Origin of the sequence: Scandinavium sp. NPDC088450 (assembly GCF_044900545.1) — a bacterium.
Taxonomy (GTDB): domain Bacteria; phylum Pseudomonadota; class Gammaproteobacteria; order Enterobacterales; family Enterobacteriaceae; genus Scandinavium.
Map to the genome: position 1 here is coordinate 104,594 of NZ_JBJDNI010000005.1, position 17,056 is coordinate 121,649.

Genomic DNA, 17,056 nt, shown 5'->3' on the forward strand with positions numbered 1-17,056 from the left:
AAATCGAAAGGGAACAATAAGGTGCTGGTTTTGATTTTCTCCCTCTCCCTTTGGGAGAGGGCAGGGGAGAGGGGATCAAACCGCAGAGGATCGACTTACTTCGCCGGACACAGCGCCGGGTCAAACACCGTTTTCCAGTCTTGTTTCATGTCGACTACCGTCCAGCCTTTGGCTTTCGCTTCTTCCATTCCTTTAATCAACTTGCCGCCGGAACCGGGCTGTTTGTCGTACGCGTATTCGCGTTCAGCATCGGTATGATGAACCAATAAGCCGAAGGTTTTGTAATTCGGATTAGCAGTGGTGTACTGCAACATCTGCAAATCACCGTCGCTGTTACCGAACGCGCCAACCGGGCGCTGACCCATGAACAGATGAATGGCGACAGGTTTGTCTGCACCGTCGTCATAGAACGCGCCCTTCATCGTTTTGCGGATTTGCGTGCCGTTGTCGGTTAGTGAAAATTCACCAAGCGCAAAGGAACCAATAACCTGCTCCGGTGGAATACCGTACATTTTCTGCGAAATGACGCGCATAAAGTCGATGCCGCCGCCTGAGACTATCCAGGTTTTAAAGCCATTTTCGCGTAAATAATCGAGCAACTGGCGCATCGGCTGGTAGGCCATCTGATCATATCGGCAGCCAAAGCGAGCGTCTTTCTGGGTATCGAACCAGTTCGCTACGCGCTGATTGAACTCGTCGGTGGTCATTCCGCTTTGCGTCAAAGTGACCAGCTTCAGCAACCCTTCTTTGCCAAATGTCATGACCTTCTTCAGATCGTTATCCAGCACCGCTTTTAGCAGCGGATCTTTTTTCCACTCAGGATGTTCCGGTGCCTGGCGTTTGATCTCATCGACGATAAATTTTATCTGGAATACCAGCGGTTCTTCCGGCCACAGCGTGCCGTCATTATCAAACACCACATAGCGCTTATCCGTGGGAATAAAGGCCGGGCTGCCTTCTTTGGTGGCATTTTGCACCCACTGTTCAATGGACTGTTTTGCCGCCGTGTCATTCCAGGCCGACAGCGGGTCGGCATGAGCAAAGGTGCTGCATCCCAGCAGCAGGCCGCAGGTCAGTAAAGTTTTTTTCATCGTTTTCTCCTGTTAACGGGAATGAGGTCGGGCAGCGATACGGGGCTCCAGAAACGGTGCCAGCGGTGCGCGAGCCAGAGCCCGCTCTTTTGTAATGAATGGCGTGCAAACCAGCACGCGACGCAAATCATGATCAGTACGATCAGAATGCCCACGGTTTGCCAGTTGCGTTCGCCACTTCGCCCTTTAAGCGCAGATTCTTTCCCCGCCGCGCGCGAGGCTTGGATAGTCAACGTCTCGCCTTTTAGTTCGGCCAGCTGCCATGTCTGACGTTCCGTATCCCACCACCGCAGTTTTATCGGCGGCAGGGTAAGCGTGCCCGCTTCGGTCGGCAGATAGCGCAAACGCTCCACCCGCATCGCCCCTTCAATATTGCCGCGACCATCTTTCGCAAAGCTGTTTTCCGGCACCAGACGCTGGCTGCTATCACCCGGTATGGCATACAGGAGTTGCGGAATTTGTGCTGGCAGCACGTCTTCCGCTTTGAGGGTAACAACGCGTTCCACAGCATCGCCAGCGCGCAGGGTATTGTCTTTACCGGTGTGATATTGCTGAATATTTTGCTCAAGCGTCAAGTTGCGCGCGGGCAGAAAACGGTCGGGCTGTTCAACCCCTTTGGGCCAGACGACCGCTTTTTCCAGTGCATCAAGGTGCACCGTCACCGGAGGCTGACCGGAAGAGGTGAGGGTCAAATCCACCGCAGGCAGGCGCAGCGTGCTTTGGTCCCAGGCCATCACCTGACGTTCAAGCCGGATACCGCTCCAGCTGATGCCATTTTTCTGACGCGTCAGCAACTGATTGGGCAAAGGTGTGTTGAGCAAAACGCCGTTCTGCACAGGAAATTCCGGCCACGCCGGCGGCGGGTTGAACCAGGAGTCCGTCCAGTAGGTTATTGCGACAGTCATGGGCTGACCCGGGGCCACATCTTTCGGCGCGACCAGTTCACGGCTGATATCCATCGCCGCCTGAGCAGGCAACATCACCAGCACCATCATCGCAGTCGTTAACAACGCAAGCAGGAATCTCATGGGGTTGTCTCCTGTGCGCCATTGCGATACAGGTTTTGCAGCAAGCCCGAAGGGGAAACCTGTAAATTTTCAAACCATTGATTGAGCTGCGGAGCATTGCCGTCCACGCTGCCAATGTCTTTTTGCTTCACGCCCTGGCCTTTTTTCAGGTCTTTAACGATTTTGTCAGGGCCGTCGTCCATGTCGTCACCTTGTTCCTGCTCGCGCTCCCGTTCTTTTTGCCGTAACTGCATCACGATGTGAGAAATTTTTTCCCGATTGTCGAGTGCCATTTTCCAGTCCGGGCGCAGGCTTAGCGCCTGATCGTAGCTGTCCAGCGCCGCCTGCCACTGTTTCTGCTGCGCCAGAGCATTGCCCGTCCACAACAACGTTTCAGGCGTTTGAGGGGCGCGATGAAATGCCGTGGTGGCTGCCGCGAAGTTACCGGCGTTGTACCAGGCGATGCCTTGCCACAGCGGATCGCGGAAGTGCTCAGCGGCTTTCTGGTATTCCCCTTTGTCAAAGGCGTGCTGGCCCTGAATATCCGGGCTTATCCACGCATCCAGCCAGGCAGCTTCACTGTGCGGCGACCAGAACAACACCGGCAACGTGAACAGCACGCAAATTAACTGACGACGCCAGAAGAACAGCAGGATCAACATCGGGATTGCCAGCAGCCAGCCGTTGTTCTTCCAGTGCAAATCGCTGCGGGCGTTATTTTGCTGGGTGACGGCTTGCTTAATGTGGCTTTGCACAACCTGCAGATCGCTGTCATCGCTGGTGACCAGCGTGACCGGAATACCTGCATCACGCACGTCGCTAAAACGCTCAACGTTCAGACGGGTATCAATTCCCCGGCTGGCAAGACTTTCAGGCAACGTGCCGCCAGCCGCTGTGCCGGGCACCCAAATTTGTAGCGGGGCGTCGAGCTTTTCAAGATACGCGGCATCTTCAGGGGAGAGCGTATCTGCCACCAGAATCAGGCTGCGCGGGGACTGAGGCATGTTTTTCAGCGCCAGCTCTACCGCCGCTTTTAGCCCAGAGCCCTGGCCTTCTGGCATCAGCGATGGGTTCTGCGCATGCAAAAACAACGAAAAGAACTGCGAGTCTTGCGTCAGCGGCGTGGTGACAAAAGCCTGATTGCTGTAGACCACCAGGCCGTAGCGCGCGCCGGGTGTGTTGTCCATCAACGTGCTGATTTTGCTCTGCATCCGCTCGTTACGGCTGGGTGCAAAATCTTGCGCATACATCGCCAGATCCTGTTGCAGGATAACCATCACGTTGCTTTCCGGCGTGAGAGCTGCGGGCAGTTCGCGCTGCCAGGTCGGCCCGGCGAGCGCAATCACGCCCAGGCCAAACAGCCACGGCAGCATCTGCGTCAGCCGTTTACTGCGCCCAATAATGAGCGCTTTGGCGAACGGTTTGTCCATCATCCGCGTCCAGGCACTGGCCTGCGCATAGGGCATAAAGACCAGCGCGACGGCAATCAGCAATCCGAGCAGTCGCCAGGGGTAGATAAAATGGAAGTCACTCACGCGCGTTTCTCCCTGATAAGTCTGGCAACGGCAACCAGCAACAGCACGCCCATCGCCAACCCGAGCGGCCAGGCGAATAACGGCAGATGCCACGACCAGCCGATGCTTTTCACCTGCACGGGCGTGATGGCATCAATCTCTTTCCACACGCTGTCGAGGGCTTCACCGGAATTTGCGGCGGTCCAGGATTTGCCGCCAGTCGTGCTGGCGATGGTCTGCAACAGCGGCAAATCAACTTTGTCATCGCCCTGGCTGCTGAGATCACCAAACGCAATCGTGTGAACCTGAACGTGATGCGCGGCAGCCAGTTTTGCCGCCAGTTCTGGCGAAAGTTGTGAGGCGGTATCGTTGCCATCGGTCAGCAGGATAGCCAGCTTGCTGGCCTCTTTATTCTGCCCGGCGTCGAGCAGTTTGACGGCCACGCCAAGCGCATCGCCAATCGCGGTTTGCTGCCCAATCATGCCCGGGGCAAGTTGGTTGATACGCATGTTCAGCGCCTGCTTATCTTCACTGACCGGGGCGAATGGCCACGCACTGCTGGCGAAAATGACCATCCCAATTCTGTCCGATTGCCGTGCGGCCACAAATTTGCGCACGGAAGCCTGAACGGCCTGAAGACGCGTCATGCCACCCTGAACATCGTTTTTCTCCATCGAGCCAGACACGTCGAGGATCAGTACCATGTCGCGCATCGGTTTCTGAATATGCTGCGGCGGCGTGAGATATTCCGGACGCGCCAGGGCGCAGACCAGCAGCCCCCAGACTAACCAGAACAATGCAGTGCGCAGCCAGCCTTCACGTGAGGGCTGGCTGTTCAGGTTCAGTTCATCGATAAGTTCCGGCAGGAAAGGCACGCGGACGTACTCTTTTAGCGGTTTGTTCTGCGGTAGCAAAAAGCGGCCGAGCAGCGGCACAACCAGCAGCAGCCACGCCCACGGCCAGGCAAAATCCAGTCTGGAAAGCAGGTCAGACATCTGGCAACTCCTTTAGCCAATGAGCAAGCTGGTGGCGCAGACGCGTTTCCTGCTCAGGTTCCAGTTGGTTATCTCGCTGGCAGTACTTCGCGCACATCACCCGTTGCAGTTCTTTATCGACAGGAACGTGTTGCAGAAGGGATTCAGGCTCAATGTTTTGGCTGATCTCATCCCGAGGATGGTGCACCAGCAGGATCTGTTTGATCAGCCGAAGCCAGTTGTCCACGCTGTGAGAGGCGCTAAAAATGGAGAGCGCCTCACGTCGCCAGAGATTACGCCGCCAGCGGGCGACACGGAAAAAAAGATAAATAGCCAAAGCCGACAACAACAGAGCGCCCAACACCAGCCAGCCAGCAGGAAGCGGCAGCCAGGAAGGAGAGGCTGGAAGCGCGGGGTGTGAGAGCGCGGGGACGGTAAATCCTTTCTCGAGCATTTAAAGGCCCTTTTGTAACTGCTTAATCAGATCCTGCGTGACCACCAGATGATTCACCCGAATACCTAACCGGGTCAGGCGGCTTTGCTGTCGGGCCAGACGTGCAGTGATGCTTTGTTCAATCTCTTCCCGAATGCCTGAGGACAGCGAAAAAGCGGCTTCATGACCCTGATACGTCGCGGCGACGGTGCCCATTGTGGGTAAATGGCGGTGCAAATCATCCAGCACCACAAACGCGCTCACTTCACAGCGTCGACGCAGGCCAGCTAACAGCGCATCACACTGTTTATCCAGATCGTGAAAATCACTCAGCACCGCCACCCAGGCCCCATTGGGAATGGCGCTGCTGGCTCGCAAGAGCGCATCGGCAAGGGAAACTTTCGCAACAGGTTCGGTCGGGTATTTTTCCGGGAGCTGCTGGTTGTAGTGCACCAGCGTGTCGAGGATCGTATTGAGCGTCGTGCGGGGAGGGCGACATTTTTGCAGCGTCATGTCGCTGTCGTTAAACACCAGGCTGCCGATGCGATCGCCATCGTGCCAGCTTCGCCAGGCCAGCAATGCCGCCGTGTTGGCGGCGGCAACCGATTTGGTCTGCACGCGTGTCGCGAAGAACATATCAAGCCGTTGGTCGACCAGCAGAAAAACCGGACGCTCGCGCTCTTCGTTATACAGCCTGATCCACGGTGAACGTAAGCGGGCGGTGGCCAGCCAGTCAATCAGCCGCACATCATCACCCGGCTGATAGCGGCGCAGGCTGTCAAAATTAAGCCCGCGGCCTTGCTGTTTTGAGGTGCGTTCGCCCGCCAGTGCACCGGGCGGAATTTGCCCCGGCGGATTGGTTATCAGCCGAGCTTTGTTCGCCAGCGCGAGCAGCGAGGCCCTGTCAACGCTGAGTTGCCCGGCCATCACGCCACCACGGCATCAAGCAGCAGTTTGACGACATCATCGGCGGTGCGGTTGTCGGCGTTAGCCTGATAGCTGAGCATCAGACGATGGCGAATGACCGCCGGAGCAATGCGCCGGATATCTTCCGGGAGCACTGCATCGCGGCCTTCAAGCCAGGCTTGCGCCCGACCACAGCGTTCCAGTGCCAGCGTACCGCGCGGGCTGACACCAATGGTGATATAGCTCGCCAGCGTTTCGCTGATACTTTCGGGCTGGCGAGTGGCGGCGATCAGATTGACGATGTACTCCTCAATTGCCGGAGCCACATACACCGACGAAATGGCCTGCCAGCTGGTGGCAATCTCTTGCTGTGAGAGGGTTAGCGTTTCTTGCGCTGTGACCGTTTCATTTTGCGCCAGCGCCTGGTATTTCGCCTGTTGCTCCGCTCGCACAAGCTGCATGACCTGCTGCTCTTGTTCTTTCGACGGATAACCGACTAACACCTTCATCAGAAAACGGTCCAGCTGCGCTTCCGGCAGCGGCCAGGTGCCTTCCTGATCAACCGGGTTCTGTGTGGCGAGCACCATAAAGACGCCGGGGAGCGGCCAGGTTTTACCCGCGACCGTCACATGGCGTTCTTCCATGGCTTCAAGCAGAGCAGACTGCACGCGGGCGGAAGCACGGTTGATTTCATCCGCCAGGATGAGGTTGCCGAACACCGGGCCCGGGCGAAAACGGAACTGATCTTCTTCGCGGGTGGCGTTCTGCTGATAGATTTCGCTGCCAGTGATATCCGAAGGCAGCAGGTCTGGAGTGAACTGAATACGGCGGAATTCGCCTTCCACATGACGGGCAAGTTCGCGCACAGCACGCGTTTTGGCCAGGCCAGGTAAGCCTTCCAGCAATACGTGGCCGTCGCAGAGCAGGGCGATAATCAGCATGCGTACCAATTCTTCCTGACCCAGAACCTGGGTATTCATGCGCTGTTCAAGCTGTAACAGTTTCTCTCTGCTGTTCATTTCTTCACTCCGGAAAAATCACGCTTGAGCAGCGTAGAGATCCCCACCAGGATCGGCTCAGCATAATTAAAGAATGCTTTGATACCCGGGCACAGATAGTTCAGCCCCAGCTCGCCATCGGGGGTGCGCACCAGACGGTTTTTCGGGCATTCGCCCCAGCACAATTTCAGGTAAGGGCACTCTTTACAGTATTTCGGCAGCGTGTCCTTTTTGCCCATCCCAAACGCTTGTTGGCGCTCTGAAAACGCCAGATGCGCCAGCTTGTTGTGCTCAATGTTGCCTATCTGGTATTCCGGATAGACGTAGTGATCGCAGGAATAGATATCGCCATTTTTTTCAATCGCCAGGCCTTTGCCGCAGAATTCTGACGCGGTACAAATTTGCGCGGGCATGCCCATCGTTTGGGCGACGGCCGTCTCGAACAGGTTGACCTGTACGCGGCCTAAATCGTTGTTTACCCACTCTTCAAACACGGCAATCAGGAATTTACCCCAATCGTCGGGATCAACAGACCAGTCAGTGACGATAGAGTCGAGGTCGCCCGGGTGCGCACGGCGGCTGCCGGTGACCGGAATGCTGTCATCCTGCCAGAACTGCGGGGCGGTGCTTTTGAAATCAACGGGCTCTACGCAAGGGTTGAACTGGACGTAGGTCGCGCCCAGTTCGCGGGTCATGAAGCGATAAACTTCCAGCGGGAAGCGGGCATTGGTGCGGTTAACCGTTACCAGCGCGTTAAATGGCACGCCATGGCGCTTCAGCGCGGCCACGCCTTCCATCACCTTATCAAAGGTTGGTTTGCCGCTACGGGTTACGCGATAGCGGTCATGTAATTCTCGTGGGCCATCAATCGAGATACCCACCAGAAAGTTATGTTCTTTAAGGAATTCGGCCCATTTGTCATTGAGCAGGACGCCGTTGGTCTGCAAATCGTTTTCGATACGCTGATCCGGCTTTTTGTACAGTTTCTGGAATTTGACCACTTTGTGGAAAAATTCGAGCCCCATCAGGGTCGGTTCGCCGCCCTGCCAGGAGAAGACCACTTGCTCACCATCCTGACCATCAATGTACTGGCGGATAAAGTTTTCCAGCACTTCGTCACTCATCCCGGTGTGACGGTCCTGATGCAGCAGGTTCTCTTTGGAAAGATAAAAACAGTAGGTGCAATCGAGGTTACAGGTTGATCCGCTGGGCTTCGCCATCACGTGGAAGCGGCGTTTATATTCCGGCCCCTGACCGTTATATTTTTCGGCCGACGGTAACGCTTTAACAGGGAGAGTGGTGCTGTACTTCATGGCAAGCTCCAGGAAAAATGACGGACAATGCGCGCAAGCAAAAGGGGAAAGCAGAGCGGATTGCTTGTGCAACCCGCCCTGAAATTGAGGTCGTTGCCTCATTCAACGTCAGCTTTATTTATTGACGTTTGAACCTTGTTCCAGCATAGCTGAAGCATCAGAAATGGTGAATGAACCTGGTTTCTGACGTGGTGGATAGTCTTTGAAGGTTGCCAGCATTTCTTTGGCATACTTCTGAGCACCGCCCATCAGGAACAGACGATCGTAGAACCACGCGTTGTAGCCCATGCCGTCACTGCCTTTCTCCAGCGGATCGACTTCGAGGTCGAAGATCATTGGCGTACGCAGTTTGGTGAACGGATAACGCCACAGATCCAGACCAGTGTGTTCCTGAATCATGAAGTGGATTTTCCAGCGGCCGTAGCGCATCGCCAGCAGGTCGCCGTCATCACTCCAGTAGAAGAACTCTTTACGCTGATCCGGCGCATTGCCTTTGAGGAAGTCGAGCTGGTTGTAACCATCCAGATGCACCTTGTAGGTAATGGACGGCGTTTTGTAGCCCTTCAGCAGTTCGTCTTTAATGTTCGGATCGCCCGCCGCAGCAATCAGCGTTGGGAACCAGTCGTTACTGCCGAACATATCGTTAATCACGGTGCCTGGCTTAATGTGGCCCGGCCATTTGATCATCGCTGGAACACGGAAGCCGCCTTCCCAGCCGGTGTTTTTCTCACCACGGAACGGGGTTTCGCCCGCATCAGGCCAGGTCGCGGTCATTGGGCCGTTGTCGGTGGTGTAGATAACGATGGTATTGTCTTCGATGCCGAGGTCTTTAATTTTCTTCAGCACTTCACCGATAATTTTATCGTGTTCAACCATCCCGTCGGCATAATCACCCAGGCCCGTGACGCCTTTGTCAGCGTCCTTGATATGGGTTTTGTTGTGCATACGGGTGGTGTTGTACCACGTGAAGAAAGGCTTATTGGCCTTAACCTGACGCTCCATAAAATCGTTGTTGGCCGCCAGCGTTTCTTCGTCAATGGTGCCCATACGTTTCACGGTCAGAGGGCCGGTATCTTCAATCTTGCCGTCAGCGGTGCTCTTAATGACGCCGCGTGGGCCAAATTCTTTACGGAAGGCCGGGTCTTTCGGGTAATCCGGGTTTTCCGGCTCTTCTTCGGCGTTCAGGTGATAAAGGTTTCCGAGGAATTCATCAAAACCGTGGGCGGTTGGCAGGAATTCATCGCGGTCACCGAGGTGGTTTTTACCAAACTGACCGGTGGCATACCCCAGCTGTTTCAGAATGTTAGCGATGGTTGGGTCTTCTTTCTGCAAGCCTTGTGGCGCACCCGGCATCCCAACTTTACTCATCCCGGTACGGAATGGCATCTGGCCGGTAATGAAGGAGGAGCGGCCAGCAGTGGAACTCTGTTCCGCATAATAAGACGTAAATTTCGCGCCTTCGGCAGCAATGCTGTCAATGTTCGGCGTTTTATACCCCATCATTCCCTGGTTGTAGGTACTCAGGTTCCAGTAGCCAATATCATCACCAAAAATAACGACGATATTGGGCTTTGAGGCGTCTTGTTTTTGTGGGGCTGCTTCAGTATCGGCATAAGCAGACGTCACTGCTCCAGAGGCTAGCGTCAACATACTCGCCAGCATCGTCCGCTTAAAAGGGACATTCTTTAACATGGGGAAGCTCCGTTCGTTAAGGTCCTTTTGAGTATAGATAAGGCTAGTACTTTGCAAACTTTTAATTAGTGCAAAAATAAATGGTTACGATTTAATTTATTAATGATCTGGCTAGTTAAGTAAGTGATTTAAAAAGACGCATCATTATGAATTTAAAGCAATAATAAATTATTCAAATCAATATTGAATGAATTTAAAAATAGGCTAGCTGGTGTGAGGGGGTGCCGAAAAATGCAGAGTGCAAAATGACATAATGACAAGCGAGAATGAATCAAAAGCAAGCGGGGCGAGGAATCGACGAGTGGGAAATGAGAAAGAGAACAGCCAGAGCGACCTCTGGCTGTTGAAGGGCATTAACGCTGAGGACAACCCGCGCATTGTTTATTCTGAATTTGCTTAAAGAAGTCGTTTCCTTTGTCATCCACGAGGATAAACGCCGGGAAGTTTTCCACTTCAATTTTCCAGATAGCTTCCATGCCTAATTCCGGGTATGCAACGCATTCAAGGCTCTTAATGCTCTGTTGTGCCAGCACCGCTGCCGGGCCGCCGATGCTGCCCAAATAGAAACCGCCGTGTTTGTGGCAGGCGTCGGTCACCTGCTGGCTACGGTTGCCTTTGGCCAGCATCACCATGCTCGCGCCGTGGGATTGCAGAAGATCAACATAAGAATCCATGCGCCCGGCAGTGGTTGGGCCCAAAGAACCAGATGCGTAGCCTTCTGGCGTTTTCGCCGGGCCAGCGTAATAGATGGGGTGATCTTTCACGTACTGCGGCAAGGCTTCGCCGTTATCGAGCAGCTCTTTCAGCTTCGCGTGCGCAATATCGCGCGCCACGATGATGGTGCCGTTCAGCATCACGCGAGTCGAAACCGGATGCGCGGAAAGCTGAGCCTGAATGGTTTTCATCGGCTGGTTGAGATTGATGCTGACCACCTCGCCTTCGCCTTGCTGACGCAGGGCTTCAGGAATGTACTGGCCTGGGTTGGATTCCAGTTTTTCAATCCAGATCCCCTCGCGGTTGATTTTCGCTTTGATGTTGCGGTCTGCCGAACAGGACACGCCCATGCCGATTGGGCAGGATGCACCGTGACGTGGCAGGCGGATCACGCGAATATCGTGGGCGAAATATTTGCCGCCAAACTGCGCGCCGAGGCCCAGATTTTGCGCTTCCTGCAACAGTTCCTGTTCCAGCTGTACGTCGCGGAAAGCCTGGCCGTGTTCGTTGCCTTCGGTTGGCAGCTCATCGTAATAACGGGCTGAAGCCAGTTTCACCGTTTTCAGCGTGGCTTCTGCGGAAGTGCCGCCAATCACGAACGCAATGTGGTACGGCGGGCAGGCTGCGGTCCCGAGGGTACGCATTTTCTCGACCAGATAGTTTTTCAGCTTCGCCGGGGTGATCAGCGCTTTGGTTTCCTGATACAGATAGGTTTTGTTGGCTGAACCGCCGCCTTTCGCCATGCACAGGAATTTGTATTCGTTGCCGTCCACGCTGTAGAGGTCGATTTGTGCGGGCAGGTTGGTGCCGGTATTCACCTCTTTGTACATGTCCAGCGGTGCGTTTTGGGAATAACGCAGGTTGTCTTCGGTGTAAGTGTTGTACACACCGCGAGCCAGCGCCGCTTCGTCGCCGCCGCCAGTCCACACGTTCTGGCCTTTTTTGCCCATGATGATGGCGGTGCCGGTGTCCTGACAGGTCGGCAGCACGCCTTTGGCAGCAATCTCAGAGTTGCGCAGGAATTGCAGGGCGACGTATTTGTCGTTATCGCTGGCTTCCGGGTCGAGCAGAATCGAGGCGACCTGTTTCTGGTGAGAAACGCGCAACATAAAGGAAGCATCATGGAAAGCTTGTTGTGCCAGCAGCGTCAGCGCTTCAGGGGCAACTTTCAGCACTTCCTGACCGTCAAACTCCGCGACAGAAACGTGTTCACGGCTCAGCAGGTAATACTCGGTATCATCTTTGGCGAGAGGGAAAGGGGTCTGAAAGACAAACGGTTTATTTGACATACTCAACTCCAAAAGTGAAAAAACCGCCGGAGTGTCCCCCGACGGTTAAGAATCAAAACATCATCGACATCCACGGATAACCAATCAGCAGCAGGGCGGCGAGGAAGATAGCCCCGAAGAGGGTGCCCAGACGCCAGTAGTCTTTGGTCGGCAGGTAGCCGCTGCCGTAATAGATTGGGCTAGGGCCGGTACCGTATGGGGTGATAATCCCCATCACGCCGAGCGAGGTTACCATCAGCAGACAGAACACTTGCATATTCATGCCCGGAATGGTGGAGGCGATGGTCAGCATCGCGGGCAACAGCGCGGTGGTGTGTGCGGTGGTGCTGGCAAATAAATAGTGCAGCAGATAGAACGCCAGCAGCAGAGCAATGGTCGCTGTGCCCGGGGAGATACCGCCCATCAGCGCGCCACCTTCTTTACCCAGCCAGGCGATAAAGCCAGTGGAAGAAAGGCCATTCGCCAGCGCGACCAGCGTCGCAAACCACACAAAGGTGTTCCATGCTGCTTTGTTGCTGGTGATGTCATTCCAGTTCAGCACGCCAGTCCACAGCATCAGCACGATAACCAACAGGGCAGCCATTGCCGGTTCGATAAAGTCGGCGGCGAAGATCCACATCATCAGCGCACAGCACACGAACACCAGCAGCAGGATTTCATTGCGCGACAGTTTGCCGAGTTTTTCCAGCTCACGAGCGGCCCACAGCGGCACCTCGTTGTTCACTTTCACTTCCGGCGGATAGAACCAGTAAGCCAGCAGCGGCATCACCAGAATCAGGATCACCCCGAGCGGCAGGAACGCCAGGAACCACATGCCCCAGGAGATGTTCAGACCCACAATGCTTTTCACCAGCGCCAGCGCCAGCAGGTTCGGTGCCAGAGCAGACAGGAACATTGAGCTGGTAATACAGGCTGCGGTAATCGCCACCCACATCAGATAAGAACCGATTTTACGCGCGCTTGGGTCATTCGGTTTTGAACCGTACAGCGGCGGCAGGTTAGCGATGATCGGGTAGATAGTCCCGCCGCTACGCGCAGTGTTAGACGGGGTGAATGGGGCCAACAGCAGGTCTGCAAAGGTGATGGCATAACCCAGCGTCAGGCTGCGGCGGCCGAGGTATTTCACCAGGATCAGCGCCAGACGACGACCAAACTGCGTTTTGTCGTAACCGGCTGCAAACATAAAGGCACCGAAAATCAGCCAAACGGTGGAGTTACCGAATCCGCTGACCGCCCATTTAAAGGAAGCGGTCGCCAGTTTAAATTTCGGCTCCAGCATCTGATCCGGGCTAAACAGCAGCCACTGGCTGCACAGCGCGATGACCACCACGCCGGTCAAGCCGATCACGGCACCTGGCAGTGGTTCAAAGATAAGGCCAACAATCACGCCGACGAAGATAGCGAAGTAGTGCCAGGCATACGGAGGAAGTCCGTCCGGAACCGGAACGAACAGCAAAAGCACCGCGACGATGACGGGCAGAGCCATCATCAGCAGACGGTTCTTATTACCGGTTTTTGCGCTTGCTGAAGGAGCGGGCGCGGGGGTTGCAGTTTTGTCTTTCATAGTGAGACTCGACAAGTAGTTAAAAATACGGTGTGCTCCTGAAATAACCGATCGCTTTTTTTTAGTTTCTAAAGTTTCTTTAATTATTAATGGCGATATTGGTTTATTTCATTAAGCGATATTTAACGCCTTTGTGTTGGCATTAAATTAAATTCTTGGGTTATTTATATATTGCGCTTTCACTCTGTGTTGCAATTGATCGAGATCAAGAAATTGAAAATAGTCGCCGTTTTTTTTCATTAAGGAATAACCCTATTGTAGCATGGGGTTATTTTCATAAATTCTGAGGTATTGTTAGTTTTTTATTGTGATAAATTCTCATTTGAGTTTTTATTTAAGTGTAATCTATTGATTTCGATGGTTTTATTTATTGCATTTAACCGCTATTTAAATTTAACAAACGTAACCATTTTGTTATCTATGATGGCAGTGATGTGAATGCTCTATTTTTAAAATGCTAATACCGTGGTGGTATCTCTGTTATAGCAGGTATTAAATAGTTTAATAACTAACGTAATAACTTTAGTAATTAAAGAAAGCGTATATTAATAAGCATGAAATCGGACCACTAAATAAAACGCAAAAACTGTCCGTCACCGAATTCTTAAATTTCAATCTTAAAATCTGGAGTTCTATTATGACCAGTAACGAACGCATTCTGAGCCCTTTCACTTTACCGAATGGGACCGAGCTGAAAAACCGTTTGTTAATGGCTCCGATGACCACCTGCACAGGGTATTTTGACGGAACCGTCACCAGCGAGCTGGTGGAGTATTATCGGGTTCGCGCGGGCAGCATCGGCACCATCATTGTTGAATGCTGCTTTATTGACGATCTGGGGCTCGCGTTCCCGGGCGCTATCGGCATCGATAACGACGAGAAAATTGCCGGTCTGGCAAAAATTGCCGCCGCGATCAAAGCCGAAGGCTCTAAAGCGATCCTGCAGATTTACCACGGCGGCCGCATGGTCGACCCGAAACTGATCGGCGGACGTACTCCGGTTGGCCCAAGCGCTGTGGCTGCACCGCGTGATGGCGCTGCAACCCCTGTTGCACTGACCACGGAAGAAGTGGCCGGCATGGTAACCAAATTTGGTGACGGCGTGCGTCGTGCCATTCAGGCCGGTTTCGACGGTGTCGAAATCCATGGCGCTAACACCTATCTGATTCAACAGTTCTTCTCCCCGAACTCTAACCAGCGTGACGACGAGTGGGGCGGCAGCCGTGACAATCGCGCCAAATTCCCGCTGGCGGTGCTGGACATCACTCACAAAATGGTACGCCAGTACGCTGATGACAGCTTCATTATCGGCTACCGCTTCTCGCCGGAAGAGATGGAAGTCCCGGGCATCCGTTTTGACGACACGATGTACCTGCTGGAAAAACTGGCGGCGCGTGGTCTGGATTATCTGCACTTCTCGCTGGGTGCCAGCCTGCGTCCATCCATCGTGGACACCCAGGACCCAACCCCACTGATTGAAAAATTCTGCTCGCTGCGCTCCGACGCGCTGGCGCAAATTCCGGTGATGGGCGTGGGCGGTGTGGTGAACGCTAAAGATGCCGAAGAAGGCATCGACCATGGCTACGACCTGATTGCCGTAGGCCGTGCGACTATCGCTTATCCGGACTGGACCGACCGTATCGCCAACGGCGAAGAACTGGAACTGTTCATCGACAGCACCCAGCGTGAAGCCCTGAATATCCCTGAGCCGCTGTGGCGCTTCTCGCTGGTTGAAGCGATGATCCGCGACATGAGCATGGGCGAAGCGAAATTCAAACCGGGCGTGTTCAGCGAAACCGTGAACGACGACGCCAACGAACTGGTGATTAACGTCAGCCTCGACAACGACAGCATTGCCGATATCGAACTGGTTTCTGGTCCTTCGCAGGTTGAGTTCGTCACCAGCTTTGAAGAAATCAAAACCCGCATTCTGGATGCAAACACCCCGCATGTGGACGCCATCTCTGGTGCAACCAGCCAGAGCGAAGCGGTGAAAAAAGCCGTATCCAAAGCCATGCTGAAATCCACCAAAGCCCGCGTTGCGGAAGAGGGCGGCGATGAGCAAGCACCGAAAAACTACGACGTGGTGGTGGTGGGTAGCGGCGGCGCAGGTCTGGCGGCAGCGATTCAGGCGCACGATGAAGGCGCGAGCGTGCTGATCGTGGAGAAAATGCCGACCATCGGCGGCAACACCATCAAAGCTTCTGCGGGGATGAACGCCGCAGAAACTCGCTTCCAGCGCGTGAAAGGCATTCAGGACAGCAAAGAGCTGTTCTATGCCGAAACCCTGAAAGGCGGCGGCAACAAAAACAACCCTGAGCTGCTGCGTCGCTTTGTGGAAAATGCGCCGGAAGCTATCGAATGGCTGGCTCGTCGCGGCATCATGCTGAACGACATCACCACCACCGGCGGCATGAGCATCGACCGTACTCACCGCCCACGTGATGGATCGGCCGTCGGCGGCTACCTGATCAGCGGCCTGGTGCGCAACATCACCAAACGCGGCATTGACGTGATGCTGGATACTTCCGTCGACGACATTCTGTTTGTCGGTGGCGAAGTGAGCGGCGTGCGTCTGATCAATGACGAAAACGAAACCTTCACCGTGCAGGCGAAAAGCGTGGTGGTGGCAACCGGTGGCTTCAGCGCCAACAGCGCGATGGTGGTGAAATACCGTCCTGACCTCGAAGGCTTCGTGACCACCAACCATAAAGGCGCGACTGGCGGCGGTATCGCCCTGCTGGAACGCATCGGGGCAGGCACTGTCGACATGGGCGAAATCCAGATTCACCCAACCGTCGAGCAGAAAACCTCTTACCTGATTTCTGAATCTATCCGCGGTGGCGGTGCGATTCTGGTCAATCAGCAAGGTAGCCGTTTCTACAACGAAATGTCGACCCGCGATAAAGTCTCTGCGGCAATTATCGCGCTGCCGGAACACTTCGCTTACATCGTGTTTGATGAGCACGTGAGAGCGAAAAACAAAGCGGCCGACGAGTACATCGCCAAAGGTCTGGTGGTCAGCGCCAGCTCACCGCGTGAACTGGCTGCGAAACTGGGCATGGATGAGAACGCTTTCCTCGCCACCCTGGAACGCTACAATGGCTTTGTGGAAAAACAGCATGACGACGATTTTGGCCGCACCACCGCGCTGCGTGCGCCCATCAACGAGGGCCCGTTCCACGCCATTCAGATTGCCCCAGGCGTGCACCACACCATGGGCGGCGTGACCATTAACACCCAAACTGAAGTGTTGAACGCCGAGCATCAGGTGATACCGGGTGCGTATGCCGCTGGTGAAGTGGTCGGCGGTATTCACGGTGGCAACCGTATTGGCGGTAACGCTGTCGCGGATATCATTATTTTTGGTACGCTGGCGGGCCACCAGGCGGCTGTCAGAGCGCGGGGGTAAGTTAAGCGCGCGCCCCTCTCCCTAACCCTCTCCCAAAGGGAGAGGGGATCGACGGTGTTCTCCCTCTCCCAAAGTGAGAGGGGATCGACGGTTTTCTCCCTTTCCCAAAGGGAGAGGGGATCGACGGTGTTCTCCCTCTCCCAAAGTGA

General features: G+C 54.6%; 12 protein-coding genes. 1 reads left to right on the forward strand and 11 read right to left on the reverse strand.

Going from position 1 to position 17,056, the window contains the following annotated elements; translation table 11 throughout:
* Positions 1 to 95: 95 nt before the first annotated feature.
* The 11 genes from ACI2I2_RS06760 to ACI2I2_RS06810 form a co-directional block, all read right to left on the reverse strand.
* The gene (locus tag ACI2I2_RS06760; RefSeq protein ID WP_404657205.1) at positions 96 to 1,091 is read right to left on the reverse strand and encodes an HAD family hydrolase; all 996 of its coding nucleotides are present in this window, start codon (positions 1,089 to 1,091) and stop codon (positions 96 to 98) included.
* A complete protein-coding gene (locus tag ACI2I2_RS06765; protein ID WP_404657206.1) occupies positions 1,088 to 2,119 on the reverse strand; it encodes an oxygen tolerance domain protein in 1,032 nt (343 codons plus the stop codon). The genes ACI2I2_RS06760 and ACI2I2_RS06765 overlap by 4 nt, the downstream gene beginning before the upstream one ends.
* Entirely contained in the window at positions 2,116 to 3,633 is a 1,518-nt protein-coding gene (locus ACI2I2_RS06770) for a tetratricopeptide repeat protein (protein ID WP_404657207.1), read from the reverse strand. The genes ACI2I2_RS06765 and ACI2I2_RS06770 overlap by 4 nt, the downstream gene beginning before the upstream one ends.
* Positions 3,630 to 4,607 (reverse strand): VWA domain-containing protein, encoded by a 978-nt coding sequence (locus ACI2I2_RS06775; RefSeq protein ID WP_404657209.1) that lies wholly within the window; start codon positions 4,605 to 4,607, stop codon positions 3,630 to 3,632. Before ACI2I2_RS06775 ends, ACI2I2_RS06770 begins: the two co-directional genes overlap by 4 nt.
* Positions 4,600 to 5,040: a DUF4381 family protein gene (locus tag ACI2I2_RS06780; RefSeq protein ID WP_404657210.1), complete on the reverse strand. Its 441-nt coding sequence runs from the start codon at positions 5,038 to 5,040 to the stop codon at positions 4,600 to 4,602. Before ACI2I2_RS06780 ends, ACI2I2_RS06775 begins: the two co-directional genes overlap by 8 nt.
* The gene (locus tag ACI2I2_RS06785; protein ID WP_404657211.1) at positions 5,041 to 5,946 is read right to left on the reverse strand and encodes a DUF58 domain-containing protein; all 906 of its coding nucleotides are present in this window, start codon (positions 5,944 to 5,946) and stop codon (positions 5,041 to 5,043) included.
* Positions 5,946 to 6,944 (reverse strand): AAA family ATPase, encoded by a 999-nt coding sequence (locus ACI2I2_RS06790; RefSeq protein WP_404657212.1) that lies wholly within the window; start codon positions 6,942 to 6,944, stop codon positions 5,946 to 5,948. The genes ACI2I2_RS06785 and ACI2I2_RS06790 overlap by 1 nt, the downstream gene beginning before the upstream one ends.
* The gene (locus ACI2I2_RS06795; protein WP_404657213.1) at positions 6,941 to 8,236 is read right to left on the reverse strand and encodes an anaerobic sulfatase maturase; all 1,296 of its coding nucleotides are present in this window, start codon (positions 8,234 to 8,236) and stop codon (positions 6,941 to 6,943) included. The genes ACI2I2_RS06790 and ACI2I2_RS06795 overlap by 4 nt, the downstream gene beginning before the upstream one ends.
* 114 nt (positions 8,237 to 8,350) lie before the next feature.
* Positions 8,351 to 9,928 carry an arylsulfatase gene (locus ACI2I2_RS06800; protein ID WP_404657214.1) on the reverse strand — a complete coding sequence of 526 codons (1,578 nt, stop codon included), beginning with the start codon at positions 9,926 to 9,928 and terminating at the stop codon, positions 8,351 to 8,353.
* Positions 9,929 to 10,281: 353 nt separating this feature from the next.
* Positions 10,282 to 11,931 (reverse strand): class I fumarate hydratase FumA, encoded by a 1,650-nt coding sequence (fumA, locus tag ACI2I2_RS06805; RefSeq protein ID WP_404657215.1) that lies wholly within the window; start codon positions 11,929 to 11,931, stop codon positions 10,282 to 10,284.
* A gap of 52 nt (positions 11,932 to 11,983) precedes the next feature.
* On the reverse strand, positions 11,984 to 13,495 hold the full coding sequence (locus ACI2I2_RS06810; protein WP_404657216.1) for an anion permease: 1,512 nt from the start codon (positions 13,493 to 13,495) through the stop codon (positions 11,984 to 11,986).
* 637 nt (positions 13,496 to 14,132) lie between these two features.
* Between ACI2I2_RS06810 and ACI2I2_RS06815 the strand changes: the two genes are divergently transcribed.
* Positions 14,133 to 16,907, forward strand: coding sequence for a flavocytochrome c (locus tag ACI2I2_RS06815; protein WP_404657217.1), 2,775 nt, complete (start codon positions 14,133 to 14,135; stop codon positions 16,905 to 16,907).
* Positions 16,908 to 17,056 lie beyond the last annotated feature (149 nt).

Bases quoted from the DNA above. Each gene is read 5' to 3' on its own strand.
- ACI2I2_RS06815 (WP_404657217.1), top strand. From the start codon at position 14,133: ATGACCAGTAACGAACGCATTCTGAGCCCTTTCACTTTACCGAATGGG.
- ACI2I2_RS06780 (WP_404657210.1), bottom strand. From the start codon at position 5,040: ATGCTCGAGAAAGGATTTACCGTCCCCGCGCTCTCACACCCCGCGCTT.
- ACI2I2_RS06810 (WP_404657216.1), bottom strand. From the start codon at position 13,495: ATGAAAGACAAAACTGCAACCCCCGCGCCCGCTCCTTCAGCAAGCGCA.
- ACI2I2_RS06775 (WP_404657209.1), bottom strand. From the start codon at position 4,607: ATGTCTGACCTGCTTTCCAGACTGGATTTTGCCTGGCCGTGGGCGTGG.
- ACI2I2_RS06790 (WP_404657212.1), bottom strand. From the start codon at position 6,944: ATGAACAGCAGAGAGAAACTGTTACAGCTTGAACAGCGCATGAATACC.
- ACI2I2_RS06765 (WP_404657206.1), bottom strand. From the start codon at position 2,119: ATGAGATTCCTGCTTGCGTTGTTAACGACTGCGATGATGGTGCTGGTG.
- ACI2I2_RS06760 (WP_404657205.1), bottom strand. From the start codon at position 1,091: ATGAAAAAAACTTTACTGACCTGCGGCCTGCTGCTGGGATGCAGCACC.
- ACI2I2_RS06785 (WP_404657211.1), bottom strand. From the start codon at position 5,946: ATGGCCGGGCAACTCAGCGTTGACAGGGCCTCGCTGCTCGCGCTGGCG.
- ACI2I2_RS06800 (WP_404657214.1), bottom strand. From the start codon at position 9,928: ATGTTAAAGAATGTCCCTTTTAAGCGGACGATGCTGGCGAGTATGTTG.
- fumA (WP_404657215.1), bottom strand. From the start codon at position 11,931: ATGTCAAATAAACCGTTTGTCTTTCAGACCCCTTTCCCTCTCGCCAAA.
- ACI2I2_RS06795 (WP_404657213.1), bottom strand. From the start codon at position 8,236: ATGAAGTACAGCACCACTCTCCCTGTTAAAGCGTTACCGTCGGCCGAA.